Origin of the sequence: Halarchaeum nitratireducens (assembly GCF_014647155.1) — an archaeon.
Lineage (GTDB): Archaea > Halobacteriota > Halobacteria > Halobacteriales > Halobacteriaceae > Halarchaeum > Halarchaeum nitratireducens.
On the sequence record NZ_BMOQ01000002.1, the window covers coordinates 1 to 13,387 of the forward strand.

Sequence of the window (13,387 nt, forward strand, 5' to 3'; positions counted from 1 at the left end):
ACGCCTACCGACCCCGACGTGTGCGAGGACGGCAGTAGCACAGGATACGGCGCGGGCGGTCTTAAAGGTGCGCGAACGCCCTTCCTCTCCGCCCTACTCGCTTCGCTCGCTGAGGACGGAGGCTCCGCGCTACCGACGACTGAAACGGTTCGTCTTCTCGCACCCCTCTCGCTTCGTCCCCGGTTCGGTACGTCGTCGTACCGGCTCCGCCGTCGACTCCCGTCGATCGTTATCGCGTCCGCTGTCCGCTCTCCGTGCCCGTTGCCCGCTGCCACTGATACGCGTACGTCTCGAACGTCGACGCGGAAACCGCGAGAGAGAAGTCGGGGGTTCGGTGACGGTCGGCGTTACGCTTCGGGAACGACGGTGAAGTCGGTCGAGATCCAGCCCTCGCTGTTCCCGTCCTCGGTGAAGACTCGGCGCTCGGAGTGTAGCTCGCGGCAGTTGACTGTCGGTGCCTCGTTCTCCGACTCGTCCGTCCTGCTCCGACCGTCGGGGTCGTCCGACCGCTCGACCCGAGACGAACGACGCGATGGTGACATACGCCTCGTTTAGGGACACCTAAAGAAAAAGGTACGGGTCTCGTCGCGAGCGCGGCGCACTCGACGGGTCGTCGGCCGAAGAAACCGAGTCCGCGTGATTCGCGCGCGATGCGGGGCGAGGACGCCGTTAGTTCGCCGCGGCCGCCGCGCTCTGCTCGCCGACCTTCCCGATCCGCCAGCGCAGGATGAGGACGATGGCGAGGCCGACGACGAGGACGGCGTTGATGATGTAGAGCGCCGTCGTGTAGCTCCCCGTGGATTCGAGGATGGTCGAGGCGAGGGTCGGACCGGCGACGCCGGCGAGACCCCACGCGGTGAGCGCGTAACCGTGGATCGCGCTGACCTCCTTCGTGCCGAACAGGTCGCTGAGGTACGCCGGCAGACACGCGAAGCCGCCGCCGTAACACGTGATGATGATGAACAGCGTGATGGCGATGATCCAGACGCCCGTGACCTGCGGGAGCATGAAGAACGCGAGGATCTGGATGACGAAGAACGCACCGTAGGTCGTCGTCCGGCCGATGTAGTCGGAGAGGCTCGACCAGAAGATGCGGCCGCCGCCGTTGAAGATCCCGATGTAGCCGGTGATGAACGCGGCCGTCGTCGCGGACGCGCCGCCGAGCGTCTGCAGGATCGGGGAGGCGTACGCGAGGAGCATGATGCCCGCGGAGACGTTGATGAAGATGATGAGCCAGATCATGTAGAAGCGCGGCGTCTTCCGCGCTTCCGCGGCGGTGAGGTTCGAGAGACCGGAGATGGCGGACTTCGCCTTCTCCTGTGCCGCTTCGGTCTGCTCCATGCCCGACGGGAGCCACCCCTCGTTCGGCTTGGCGAGGTAGCTCGCGCCGAGCGCCATGAGGACGAAGTAGAGCGCACCGAGCACGTAGAACGTCGTGGCGATGCCGGACTGCGTGTACTGCGCGGAGCCGGTGCTGAAGTTCAACATCAGCGCGTTACCGAGCGGGCTGGTGAGGAGCGCGCCGGCACCGAAGCCCATGACGGCGAGACCGGTCGCCATCCCGCGGCGATCCGGGAACCATTCGAGGAGCGTCCCGATCGGGGAGATGTAACCGAGCCCGAGCCCCATCCCGCCGATGATGCCGAAGGTGGCGAAGAACAGGTAGAGGCTCCCGATCTGTACGGAGAGACCGGCACCGATGATCCCGACTCCGTAGAGGACGGCGGCCGCGAGGCCGGACTTCCGCGGGCCGTACTTCTCGACGTAGCTGCCGAGGAACGCCGCCGTCATCCCGAGCACGAAGATGGCGATGGAGAACGCCAGCGAGACGCTCGAGGTATCCCAGCCGAGCGCGCTCTGGAGCGGGTTCTGGTAGATGCTGTACGCGTAGATTCCACCGATGGAGAGGTGGATGGCGACCGCACCGACCGCGATCAGCCATCTGTTCTTGTCTGCACCGTTATTACCCATGATCTTTGGTCTGAACTGCGGGGACCATAAACCCTCTCGATTCGGAATTACTAACCGGCGTTAAAGCGGCCGTAACTGCCGGATCTTTCTCGTGTTATGTATCTCGACTGCGCCCGAGGACGTCGAGCCGGAGGAACGCGGGGAGCGTGAGGAGGACGATGCCGGCCTCGAGCACCCCCGCGGTCAGGAACGCGGCGGTGTAGCCGGCCGCGTCGGCGACGACGCTCCCGACGACGAACCCGGCGAGGAAGCCGAGGTTGCCGAAGACGTTGAAGCCGCCCATGGCGACGCCGCGCTCGTCGTCCGCGGCGATGTCCGTGACGAGCGCCATCGTCGCCGGGGAGACGAGCGCCCCGCAGACCCCGAGGACGACCATCGCGCCCGCGGCGAGCGCGAGCGTCGGCGCGAGCGCGACGGCGATCACGACGGCCCCGTAGCAGACCGAGCCGACGACGATAGGGACCGTCCGTCCCACGCGGTCCGAGACGACGCCGAGCGGGTACTGGAGGAGCGCGAACGGCGCGAAGAAGAGCCCGAGGACGAGGCCCGCGCCGCCCGCGTCGAGGCCGAACGTCTCGCGGAAGTAGACGGTGCCGACGAGCGCGAAGAACCCCGCGGTGAGCCGGTCCATGAAGCCGAAGGCGTACGGGAAGCTGAGATCGGGAGTCGCGCGGACGCGCGCGGCGACGTCGCGCAGTCCGACCGCCCGGCCGTCCCCGCTCGGCGCGCGATCGGCCACGCGCGTCGCCAACAGCGCCGCGACGAGGAGTCCCGCGCCGGCGGTCCAGAGCGGGACGAGGACGCCCCGCTCGTAGAGCTGTCCCCCGAGCGGTGCGCCGAGCGCCGTCCCCGAGCCGATCGCGATGCCCGCCGCGCCCATGTTCTTCCCGTGGCCGCCCTCTAAGTCCATCAGCATCGTCATCGCCAGGGAGAGCGCGCCGATGGTGAACGCGCCCTGCGCGAAGCGGACGACGAGCAGGAGGGCGAACGGAACGTCGCCACCGCGGCCGAGGGCGGCGAGCGAGAGGTAGCCGAGCGCGCCGCCGAGCGCGCCCGCGACGATGAACGCCGTCCGGCGGCCGGTGCGGTCGCTCAGGTAGCCCCAGAGTCCGGCGAAGAGGACGAAGGCGACGAACTCGGCCCCGAGGAACCACGTGCCGGCGTCGAGCGACGGCGCGCGCCCGAGCGCGGCGACGAGATCGGTGATCCCCGGATAGAGGAGCACCTGGGCGAACAGGACGACGAAGACGACGAGGGCGAGGACCGCTCGGTCGCGCTGTACGGCCGAGGGGGCCCACCGATGCGCGTCGACGCCGAGGTCCATCCGAGCCGTCGTACACGCTCGACCCGATTATACGCGTCGCCTCGCGCGCCGCGGGCGCTGTCGGCGTGTTGTCGGTCCGGTCCGGCGGGGCGGCCGATGTGCGAACGGCCAAAGGGCCCCCCGACCTACCGTCCGGGACGCCACCGTGTCCTCTCTCCCGAACCCCGTCCGCGCCGTCCTCCTCCGGCTCGGCCTCGCGCTCTCCCGACTCGGGCTCGTCGAGCCCGCGAACGTCCGCCGCACGGCCGACCTCGCGTGGCCCCGCATCGTCACCGGCCTCGCGCGGATGTCGAAGGGGGCGGCGGACGTGGCGATGGTCGGCGTCGCCCTCGGCGCGAGCGCCATCGCGGGCGTCGGCTACGCCAGCCCCTACTGGGGGCTCGTGTTCGCGCTCGGCGGCGGTCTCGCCGCGGGCACCATCGCGCTCGTCTCCCAACGGTACAGCGCCGGCGCGACGGACGAACTCGCGCAGGCCGTCCGGACGAGCGCGCTCCTCGTCGTCCTCCTCTCCCTCCCGCTCGCCGCGCTGTTCGTCGCCGTCCCCGCGGACCTCGTCGGCCTCCTCACGGACGACGCGGCGGCGATCGGCTACGGGGCGGCCTACCTCCGCGCGCTCGGCGTCGGCGTTCCGCTCGCCGCGCTGAACCTCGTCGGCAGTCGCGCGCTCGTCGGCGCGGACGACGCGTGGACGCCGATGGTCGTCCGCGCGGGCGGCGCGGCCGCGAACATCGCGCTGAACGCCGTCCTCGTCTTCGGCTTCGATCTGGGCGCCGCCGGCGCCGGCTACGGCACCACAGTCTCGAACGCCATCGTCGCCGTCGTCTTCGTCGTCGGGTTCGCGCGCGGCGGGCTCCCGGGGCTCGTCGACTTCCCCGTGACCGTCTCCCCGCGCGGCCCGTACCTCCGCCCGGGGTTCGTCCGCGACGTCCTCACGATCGGCGTGCCGGTCGTCGGCCGAAACGGCATCTGGACGGTCGCGCGCTTCCCGATGCTCGCGTTCGTCGGTCTCCTCGGGAGCGACGTCCTCGCGGCGTACGTCGTCACTCGACGCGTCTGGGGTCTGTTGAACACGCCGGGTTGGGGGTTCGGCCTCGCCGCGAGCAGCCTCGTCGGACAGGCGCTCGGCCGCGACGACGAGGCCACAGCCGAGGTCCACGGCCGCGAGATCGCCGTCTTCTCGGCCGCCACCTACCTGCTCGCGGGCCTCCTCGTCGTCGCGTTCGCCGGACCGATCGTCCGCCTGTTCGTCGACGATCCCACCGGTCCCGTCGTTCCGATCGCCCGCGACCTCGTCCGCGTCGCCGCGGTCGCCGTCGTTCCGCAGGGGGTCGCCCGCGCCCTCGACGGCGCTCTCGACGCCACCGGTGACACCCGCTGGCCGTTCTACGGGCGCGTCGTCGGGATGTTCGTCCTCGCCGTCCCGCTCACCTATCTCGGCGCGACGACGCCGCTCGGGATCGGCGGGATCTACCTCGCGCTCTTCGCCGAGACGACCGTTCCCGCCCTCGTCAACTACTACCGCTTTCGCACCGGCGCGTGGCGCGCCATCAGCCGCGGCTACCGACCAGACGACACCGCGGGCGACTGATCGACCTTCGAAGCCGAAGTCGGACGGCCGTCTCGCTTACGTTCCGTAAGGGCAAGCCCGTTGAACCGGGAGGACGTAGACGCACGCATGCCCAGAACCGAGCGGATAGACGTCCAGGGGATGTCCTGCGCCAACTGCTCGGCGACCATCGAGGACGCCCTCTCCGACCTCGACGGCGTCGTCGAGGCGAGCGCGAACTTCGCCACCGACGAGGCGAGCGTCACGTACGACTCGGAGTCGGTGTCGATCGCGGCGATTTACGGCGCGATCGCGGACGCGGGATACGATCCCGTTGACGAGACGGTGACGATCACGATCACCGACATGTCGTGTGCGAACTGTTCGCAGACCGTCCACGACGCGCTCCTCGGGACGCCCGGCGTGATCGAGGCGGACGTGAACTTCGCGACCGACGAGGCGCGCGTCCGCTACAACCCCGCGACGGCGTCGATAGCGGATCTCTACGACGCGATCGCGGACGCGGGCTACTCGCCCGTCCGCGAGGCGGAGACGGAGCGCGACCGAGACGACGACGAGAGCGCGGCGACGGCCGCGCGGCGCGCCGAGACGCGCAGACAGCGGAACCTCACGCTGTTCGGCGCGGCGTTCGCCCTCCCACTGTTCGCGCTGATGCTCGAAGGACTGTTCGCGCCCGACGCGCTCCCGGCGACGATCCCCGGGACGGACCTCCCGATGGACGTCGTCGGCTTCGTCCTCGCCACGCCGGTCCAGTACGTCCTCGGGAAGGAGTTCTACGAGAACTCGTACACGGCGCTCGTGACGAACGGCCGGGCGAACATGGACGTCCTCATCGCGCTCGGGTCGTCCACGGCGTACGTCTACAGCGTGGCGACCCTCGTGGGACTCGTCGCCGGCGGGACGTACTTCGACAGCGCCGTGTTCATCCTCACGTTCATCACGCTCGGCAACTACCTCGAGGCGCGCTCGAAGAGCCGCGCCGGCGAGGCCATCCAGTCCCTCCTGGAGATGGAGGCCGACACCGCGCGCGTCCTCCGGGACGGCGAAGAGCGCGAGGTCGAAGTCTCCGTGGTCGCGGTCGGCGATCGCCTCGTCGTCAAGCCCGGCGAGAAGGTGCCGACTGACGGCGTCGTCGTCGAGGGGGAGTCGGCGGTCGACGAGTCGATGGTGACCGGCGAGTCCGAACCCGTCGGTAAGACGCCCGGCGACGATGTCGTCGGGGGAACCGTCAACGAGAACGGCCGGCTCGTCGTCGAGGCGACGAAGGTCGGCTCGGAGACCGCGCTCCAGCAGATCGTCGAGACGGTCCGCGAGGCCCAATCGCGCCAGCCCGAGGTGCAGAACCTCGCCGACCGCATCAGCGCGTACTTCGTCCCCGCGGTGATCGCCAACGCCCTCCTCTGGGGGATCCTCTGGTACGCCGCGCCCGCGACGCTCGCGGGGTTCGTCGACTGGCTTCCGCTCTGGGGGCTCGTCGGCGGCGGACCGGTCGTCGCCGGCGGGACGGTGAGCGTCTTCGAGTTCGCCGTCGTCGTCTTCGCTTCCGCGGTGCTCGTCGCGTGCCCCTGCGCGCTCGGCCTCGCCACGCCCGCGGCGACGATGATCGGCACGTCGATCGGCGCGACCAACGGCGTCCTCTTCACCGGCGGCGACGTCCTCGAACGCGTCCGCGACGTCGACACCGTCGTCTTCGACAAGACCGGGACGCTCACCGAGGGCGAGATGACGCTCACGGACGTCGTGGCGCTCGATCGCACCGCGGCCGACGGCGGCCGACCGGAGGGCGAGACGCGTGCCGACGGCGCCGGCGCCACCGCGGCCGCGGAAGGCGGCGATGGCGCGACACCCACTGCTCCCGAAACGGACCTGCTCTACGCGGCCGCGAGCGCGGAGTCCGGAAGCGAACACCCGCTGGCCGACGCCGTCGTCGACGGCGCCGCGGAGCGCGGCATCGATCCGACGACGCCGACCGGCTTCGAGAACGCCGCCGGGAAGGGCGTGCGCGCGACGGTCGACGGCCGCGACGTGCTCGTTGGCAACCCCGCGCTCCTCGCGGACGCCGGCGTCCCGGTCGACGCCGCCGCGGACGTCCGCGAACGCCTCGAATCCGAAGGGAAGACGGCGATGCTCGTCGCCATCGACGGCCGGCTCGCCGGCGTCGTCGCGGCCGCGGACACGGTGAAACCCTCCGCGAAGCGCGCCGTCGACGGCCTGCAGGAGCGCGGCCTCACGGTGCGGATGCTCACCGGCGACAACGAGCGGACGGCGCGCGCCGTCGCCGACGAGCTCGGCATCCCCGCCGAGAACGTCCGCGCCGAGGTGCTCCCGGACGAGAAGGCAGACGCCGTCGACGCCATCCAGTCGGACGGCTCGCGCGCCATGATGGTCGGCGACGGCGTGAACGACGCGCCCGCGCTCGCCGCCGCGTACGTCGGCGCGGCCATCGGCTCCGGGACGGATGTCGCCATCGAGGCCGCGGACGTCACGCTGATGCGCGACGACCCCGCGGACGTCCTGAAGGCCGTCAACATCTCGGACGCGACGCTCCGGAAGATCGAACAGAACCTCTTCTGGGCGCTCGGCTACAACACCGTCCTCATCCCGCTGGCCTCGCTCGGGCTGATGATGCCCGCGCTCGCCGCCGCCGCGATGGCGTTCAGCAGCGTGAGCGTGCTCTCGAACAGTCTCCTGTTCCGGCGATACGATCCGTCCGAGGAGTACTCGGTGCTCTGAGAGACGTCGCGCTCAGCGGGACCAGTCCCGCTTTGCGCACGTGACAGTCGACGGAAACGCTTAGGCCCGGGCCGTCGCTATCCCCCGATATGTCGATCTCGATTCAACGCCGACGGTATCGCTTCGCAGTCACTCCCGTCCGCGGCGCGCGATGACGCGACGCGCGTCCGGCGTCCTCGGCGTGACGACGCTCGTGAGCGCCGATCACCTCCTCTCGCACGTCTACCTCCTCGCGTTCCCGCCGCTGTTCCCGCTCATCGCGGGGACCTTCGACGTCTCGGTGACGCGTCTCGCGGTGAGCGTGACGCTCATCTACGCCGCGCAGTTCCTCTGTCAGGTGCCCGCGGGCGAGCTCGTCGATCGAGTCGGGGGTAAGCGCGCCGTCGTCGCCGGCCTCGCGGTGACCGCGGCGAGCATCGTGGCCGCGGGGTTCGCCACCACCTACCTCCACGTTCTCGTCTGCGCGTTCCTCTCCGGCGTCGGCCAATCGCCGTTCCACCCGGGGAACTACGCGCTCCTCGACGCGGCCGGCGACGCCGACCGCGAGGGCAAACAGTTCAGCGTCCACTCCTTCGGCGGCTTCGTCGGCTTCGCCGCCGCGCCCGTGCTCACGACGGGCATCGCCGCGCTCGCCGACTGGCGCACCGCGCTCGTCGTCGTCGGGGCCGTCGGCCTCGTCTACGCCGGCGTGCTCGCCGTCGCGCTCGCCCCCGTCCACCGCCGCGCGCTCCGCGCCGTGAACGCCGCCGGTCCGTCCGACGACGACGCGGGGCGCGGGTCGCTCTTCGCCAGCGTCGGGTTGCTCACGCGCCCGCTCGTCGCCGGGATGTTCGCGTTCTTCCTGCTGGTGACGCTCGCAGACACCGGCCTTCAGACGTACACGACGGCGTTCGCGGTGGAACACCTCAGCCTCTCGACGGTCGTCGGGAACACGGCGCTGACCGCGCTCCTCGGCGTGACCGCGGTCACGGTTCTGATCGGCGGGTGGCTCGCGGACCGGTACGACGCCTTCGCGATCATCGTCGTCGGCCTCTCGTGGACGGCGCTCGTCCTCGGCGCGAGCGTCGCGTTCGACCTCGGCCGGACGGCGTTCGTCGCGGTGTGGGCGGTCGCCGGCGCGGGCTTCGGCGTCTCGCTCCCCGCCCGCGATCGCATCACGAACGCCCTCTCGGGCACCGAGGACACCGGCAAGAGCTTCGGCCTCGTCTACACCGGTCTGCCGATCGGCGGCGCGGTCGCGCCCGTCGTCCTCGGCGGGGTCATCACCCGCTTCTCCTACCTCGACGCCGTCGTCGCCATCGCCGGGTGTTTCTTCCTCGGCGCCGTGGTCGTCGCGGCGATGCGACGCAGACGCTGAGTCGGCCGTCGAGCGAACCGCTCTTCTCGCTCGCTCTCCTCATCGACGCGCGTGCGACTCTCCATCGACACCACCGATCGCCTCGCCGTGACGGACGTCACCGCGCGCGTCGCGGACGCGGTTCCGTCCGATGTCGAGCGCGGCGTCTGCACCGTCTTCGTCCCGCACACGACCGCCGGCGTCGTCGTCAACGAGGCCGAATCGGGGCTGTTGGACGACGTCGAGGCCGCGCTCGCGCGCCTCGTCCCGGACGACGACTACGCGCACGACGCGATCGACGACAACGCGGACGCCCACCTCCGCGCGCTCCTCCTCGGATCGAGCGTCAGCGTCCCCGTCGCCGACGGGTCGCTCGACCTCGGGACGTGGCAGTCGGTGCTCTTCGTGGAGTGCGACGGCCCGCGGACGCGCTCGATCGACGTCCGCGTCGCGCCGACGATCGCGTGACCGCGCCGCTCAGCCGCCCGCCGATACGTCGTCGCGTGAGGCGAGTCGGCTCGCCGCCCGCCGACGCTCAGGACTGCGGATTGCCGGCCTCGACGTCGAGGACCGTCACCGCGTCGCCGACGGTGAGGGTCGCTCCCACCGTCGCTTCGGGAACCGCGGTGTTCACCGCGAGGCGATAGTGGTGATCGAACCACGCTTCGTCGGCCCACGCGGGCCGGGTCGCCTCGCGGCGCTCGACGAACGTCTCGCGGAACCCCTCGATCGCGTCGCCCGTCTCGGGATCGCGCGAGGGCACGGCGCAGCGCGAACAGGGGTTCGTCCCGAGGAACTCGGCGTCCCCGATTCGGAAGCGAACGACGTGCTCGCGGTCCGCGTACAGGCGGTCCTCCCAGAACGCGGGGACGCCGCCGATCTCCAGCGTCGGACGAAAGCGCCGGCGCACGCTCTCCGTCCCGAGGTCGAACCAGTCGCCGATCGCGTCGAGCGTCGCCGTCGAGACGACGGTCGGGCCGTGCGCCGTCGTGTCGTCGGGGAAGCCGCCCGTCCCGTCGTGGTCGAGCGTCACGGGATAGTCGAAATACGTCGAGAGCCAGTCGGCGGCGGCGTCGCGTCCGGACTCGTCGGCGAGCGAGACGGTAGTCGCTGAGAGCGCCCCGTCGGGTCGGGACTCGCGGTCGCGAGAGCGCGTGCGGAGGGCGAGCGCGTGATCGGCCGGGTCGAACGTCGCGTCGATCCCGTGGACCGCGGGCTCTCGCTTCCCGTTGACGTACCGGCCGTCGGCGTCGCGGATCGCGTACGCCCGGTCGTGGGTGAGCCCGCCGTCGGCGAGGACGCGTGCCCGCGTTCGCGGGTCCGGATCGAGTGACTTCACCGGATAGACCCGGATCCCGGCGAGGTGAGGATCGGCGTCGGTCATTCTGCCTCGGCGTTCGTCCCTTCCGCGTCGAGTCGTTCGAGCAGGTCCTCGCGGTGCTCGCGGCGCCGATCGAGGGCGCGTTCGCGGAGCGCACGCTCGTTCTCGCTCGGGCAGTCGAGCGACGGGACGGCCGTCGGCCGATCGTCGTCGTCGACGGCGACGAAGGTGAAGAACGCGCCCGTGACGTCCCACTCCTCGTCGTTCTCGGGGTCCTCCGCCCGCACGGTCGTCCGGACGGTGAGACTCGTCCGCCCGGCGTCGAAGACGTACGCCTCGATGGTGACCACGTCGCCGACGGCGATGGGCGCGTGGAAGTCGACGTGGTCGATGCTCGCGGTGACGACCTGCGTGCCGGCGAAGCGCCGGCAGGCGACCGAGGCGACGACGTCCATCCACTCGAGGATGCGACCGCCGAACGCGCGACCCAAGTGATTCGTTCCCTCCGGCATCAGGACCTCCGTCCGCTCGGTGAGCGACGACCCGAGCGTCGCCGAGTCTGTCATGTTCGGACCGTACGTCGTCGCCCCATTTAACTCGGTGGTGTTCCGCGGGCGTGGCCGCCGGCGGCCGCCCGCTCCCGCGCCCGCGCCCGCGCTCGCGCGACCGACGCGGCCGTCTCTCGTCACGCGGTCCGGATCTCGAAGCGCGCACCGCCCGCCGCGCTCTCGGTCACCTCGATCGTCCAGCCGTGCGCGTCGACGATCTCCGCGACGATGGCCAGCCCGAACCCGACGCCGTCGCCGCCCGTCGAGTGCCCGGGTTCGAGGACGACGTCGCGTTGGTCCGGCGGGATGCCGGCCCCGTCGTCCGCGACGTAGAACCCTCCCCCGTCGTCGAGCGTGCCCACGGTCACCGTCACGTCGTCGCCGCCGTGCTCGACGGCGTTCCGGAAGAGGTTCTCGAAGACGTGCTGGAGCCGATCGCGGTCCCCGCGAAGCGCTCGGTCGCTCTCGACGTCGAGCGTGGCGGCGCCCGTCTCGACGCGCTCCCAGCACCGGCGCGCGAGCTCGCTCAACCCGACGTCCTCCATCTCGCCGACCGTCCGGCCCTGTCGGGCGAGCGTCAGCGTCTCCTCGATGATCCCGTCCATCCGATCGAGCGCGTCCCGGGCTTTCGCGATCCGCTCGTCGTCGACGTCCGCCGCCATGAGCTCGAGGTAGCCGTCCGCGACGTTGAGCGGCGTGCGGAGGTCGTGGGAGACGACGCCCGCGAACGCGTCGAGGCGGTCGTTCTGCCGTTCGAGCTCCGCCCGCTGCGCGCGTAGCTCCTCCTCCCGATGGGTTTGCGCGAGCGCGGACTCGACGGTCCGCGCGAAGAGTCGAGCACGCCACGTCTCCTCGTCGTCGAACGCGTCGGTCTCGCGCGACCCGATCGTCAGCACGCCGTACGGTCCGAGCGGGAGCGTGATCTCACTCCCGACCACCGTCTCCGCGTTGTACCGCCCCTCCTCCGCTCCGAGGTCGTCGTAGACGGCCACCTCGCCGTTCTGGAACGCCTCCCACGCGAGGCTCTCGCCGCCCGTGTACGTGGGGAGTCCGTCGAACACGGCGCGCGTCTCCGCCGTGGTCGCGGCCGGCCGGAGAGCGTCCGCGTCCTCGTCGTACAGCCAGAGGGTGTTGAGCGGGCGATCGAGGACGCTTCGTGCCGTCTCGACGGCCTCGTCCGCGACCGCCTGCTGATCGGCCGCGTCCATCAGCGACTGCGTGGACTGGTAGAGCGCGCGAAGCGTCTCCTCGCGGCGCTTCTGCTCGGTGACGTCGCGGATGACGGACACGAACCGCCGCTCGCCGTCGACGTCGAACCGGATCAGGTGGACTTCGACGGGGAACGTCGACCCGTCGTCCCGTTCGAGCTCTCCCTCGAAGCGCCGGCGATCGCCGTCGTCCATCCCCGCCAGTCGCTCGCGGACCTCGTCCGGCGTCGTCAGCCGGTCGGTCTCCCACACGGCCGTGTCGAGCAGCGTCGACTCCTCGTAGCCGAGTTCCTCGCACAGCCGGCGGTTCACCGCGCGGCGTCCCCCCGCGGCGTCGAGGACCTCGATCATGTCCGGGGAGTTCTCGAAGAGCGCTTCCAGTTTCGCCGCGTCGGCCTCCACGCGCGCCTCGTGTTCGTGGCGCTCGGTGACGTCCCGCTGGAAGCCGACGAAGTGCGTCAGCTCCCCCGCGTCGTCGTACAGGGGGGCGACGTCGACCTGATTCCAGAACGTCGTCCCGTCCTTCCGGTAATTCAGCACCTCGACGCTGACGTGCTCCTCGGCGTCGATCCCCGCCCGGAGCTCGGCGACGGCCGCCTCCGCGGTCTCCTCGCCCTGCAGGAACCGACAGTTCCGTCCGAGTATCTCCGACTCGTCGTAGCCAGTCAGCGCCTCGAAGCGCTCGTTGACGTAGACGAGGGGGTTGTCCGCCCGGTGGGGGTCGCTGATGGCGATCCCCACCGGTGCGGCCTCGATCGCCGGCAGTTTCATCTCGACGGCCCGATCGTCCCCCGCTGCGACGTCGAGGTCGCGGACGCGGTCGGCGAGCACGGCGTACTGCTCGGTCCCCCCGCTCTTCGGGAGGTAGTCGGTGACGCCGCGCGCGATGGCCTCGCTGGCGAGCTCCTCGCTGCCCGCTCCCGTGAAGAGGACGAACGGGAGGCGTTCGTCGCGTTCGCGGACGGCGTCGAGGAGTGCGAGGCCGTCCATCGTCGACATCTCGTAGTCGCTCACGACGCAGTCGAACTGCCTCGGGTCCTCGCGGACGCGTTCGAGCGCTTCCTCGGGGGCCGTCTCGATCGTGACCGCGAACCGCTCGTCGTGGCGGGTGAGCTGCGCCGCGGCCAGCTCGGCGACGGCCCGGTCGTCGTCGACGTAGAGGACGCGGATCTGCCGCGGCGGCGACCGTCGCTCGGAGGACGGCACGCGCGACGTCGATGGTGGTGTCCCGGACATACGGAGGTCGATACGAGACGTACGCTCCCGGCCACTTAACGTCCTTCGCCCGTCTCATCGTTGGATCTCGTTCGTCTACGATCTCGACCTCGGAGGCAACTGACCGCCTGCGCCCGCCCGCCCGTCCGCGTGCCGTGGGATCT

The 13,387-nt window shown here is 70.9% G+C and carries 10 protein-coding genes; 4 read left to right on the top strand and 6 right to left on the bottom strand.

Annotated features, from left to right (window positions below; translation table 11 throughout):
* Positions 1 to 347: 347 nt before the first annotated feature.
* The 3 genes from IEX91_RS02455 to IEX91_RS02465 all read right to left on the bottom strand — a co-directional run bounded on the left by IEX91_RS02455 (position 348) and on the right by IEX91_RS02465 (position 3,295).
* Positions 348 to 542: a hypothetical protein gene (locus IEX91_RS02455; RefSeq protein ID WP_188876919.1), complete on the bottom strand. Its 195-nt coding sequence runs from the start codon at positions 540 to 542 to the stop codon at positions 348 to 350.
* Positions 543 to 669: 127 nt separating this feature from the next.
* Positions 670 to 1,971 carry an L-lactate MFS transporter gene (locus tag IEX91_RS02460; protein ID WP_188876920.1) on the bottom strand — a complete coding sequence of 434 codons (1,302 nt, stop codon included), beginning with the start codon at positions 1,969 to 1,971 and terminating at the stop codon, positions 670 to 672.
* 94 nt (positions 1,972 to 2,065) lie between these two features.
* Entirely contained in the window at positions 2,066 to 3,295 is a 1,230-nt protein-coding gene (locus IEX91_RS02465; RefSeq protein WP_188876921.1) for an MFS transporter, read from the bottom strand.
* Positions 3,296 to 3,440: 145 nt separating this feature from the next.
* Between IEX91_RS02465 and IEX91_RS02470 the strand changes: the two genes are divergently transcribed.
* From IEX91_RS02470 to IEX91_RS02485, 4 genes are all read left to right on the top strand, one after another.
* A complete protein-coding gene (locus tag IEX91_RS02470) occupies positions 3,441 to 4,883 on the top strand; it encodes an MATE family efflux transporter (protein ID WP_188876922.1) in 1,443 nt (480 codons plus the stop codon).
* A gap of 87 nt (positions 4,884 to 4,970) precedes the next feature.
* Entirely contained in the window at positions 4,971 to 7,595 is a 2,625-nt protein-coding gene (locus IEX91_RS02475) for a heavy metal translocating P-type ATPase (RefSeq protein ID WP_188876924.1), read from the top strand.
* A 151-nt stretch (positions 7,596 to 7,746) separates the two neighbouring features.
* Positions 7,747 to 8,952: an MFS transporter gene (locus tag IEX91_RS02480; protein ID WP_188876925.1), complete on the top strand. Its 1,206-nt coding sequence runs from the start codon at positions 7,747 to 7,749 to the stop codon at positions 8,950 to 8,952.
* Between the two features lie 51 nt (positions 8,953 to 9,003).
* Positions 9,004 to 9,399 (top strand): secondary thiamine-phosphate synthase enzyme YjbQ, encoded by a 396-nt coding sequence (locus IEX91_RS02485; protein ID WP_188876926.1) that lies wholly within the window; start codon positions 9,004 to 9,006, stop codon positions 9,397 to 9,399.
* A gap of 67 nt (positions 9,400 to 9,466) precedes the next feature.
* Here the strand turns inward: IEX91_RS02485 and IEX91_RS02490 are convergent, their stop codons facing one another.
* The 3 genes from IEX91_RS02490 to IEX91_RS02500 all read right to left on the bottom strand — a co-directional run bounded on the left by IEX91_RS02490 (position 9,467) and on the right by IEX91_RS02500 (position 13,244).
* Positions 9,467 to 10,315, bottom strand: a complete 849-nt coding sequence (locus IEX91_RS02490; protein ID WP_188876927.1) for an MOSC domain-containing protein — start codon at positions 10,313 to 10,315, stop codon at positions 9,467 to 9,469.
* Positions 10,312 to 10,818, bottom strand: coding sequence for an acyl-CoA thioesterase (locus tag IEX91_RS02495; protein ID WP_188876928.1), 507 nt, complete (start codon positions 10,816 to 10,818; stop codon positions 10,312 to 10,314). Before IEX91_RS02495 ends, IEX91_RS02490 begins: the two co-directional genes overlap by 4 nt.
* A 119-nt stretch (positions 10,819 to 10,937) precedes the next feature.
* Positions 10,938 to 13,244: a receiver/sensor box histidine kinase gene (locus IEX91_RS02500; protein WP_188876929.1), complete on the bottom strand. Its 2,307-nt coding sequence runs from the start codon at positions 13,242 to 13,244 to the stop codon at positions 10,938 to 10,940.
* Positions 13,245 to 13,387 lie beyond the last annotated feature (143 nt).

Coding starts and splice junctions, on each gene's coding strand:
- IEX91_RS02455 (WP_188876919.1), bottom strand. CDS start 542: ATGTCACCATCGCGTCGTTCGTCTCGGGTCGAGCGGTCGGACGACCCC.
- IEX91_RS02460 (WP_188876920.1), bottom strand. CDS start 1,971: ATGGGTAATAACGGTGCAGACAAGAACAGATGGCTGATCGCGGTCGGT.
- IEX91_RS02465 (WP_188876921.1), bottom strand. CDS start 3,295: ATGGACCTCGGCGTCGACGCGCATCGGTGGGCCCCCTCGGCCGTACAG.
- IEX91_RS02475 (WP_188876924.1), top strand. CDS start 4,971: ATGCCCAGAACCGAGCGGATAGACGTCCAGGGGATGTCCTGCGCCAAC.
- IEX91_RS02480 (WP_188876925.1), top strand. CDS start 7,747: ATGACGCGACGCGCGTCCGGCGTCCTCGGCGTGACGACGCTCGTGAGC.
- IEX91_RS02490 (WP_188876927.1), bottom strand. CDS start 10,315: ATGACCGACGCCGATCCTCACCTCGCCGGGATCCGGGTCTATCCGGTG.
- IEX91_RS02495 (WP_188876928.1), bottom strand. CDS start 10,818: ATGACAGACTCGGCGACGCTCGGGTCGTCGCTCACCGAGCGGACGGAG.
- IEX91_RS02500 (WP_188876929.1), bottom strand. CDS start 13,244: ATGTCCGGGACACCACCATCGACGTCGCGCGTGCCGTCCTCCGAGCGA.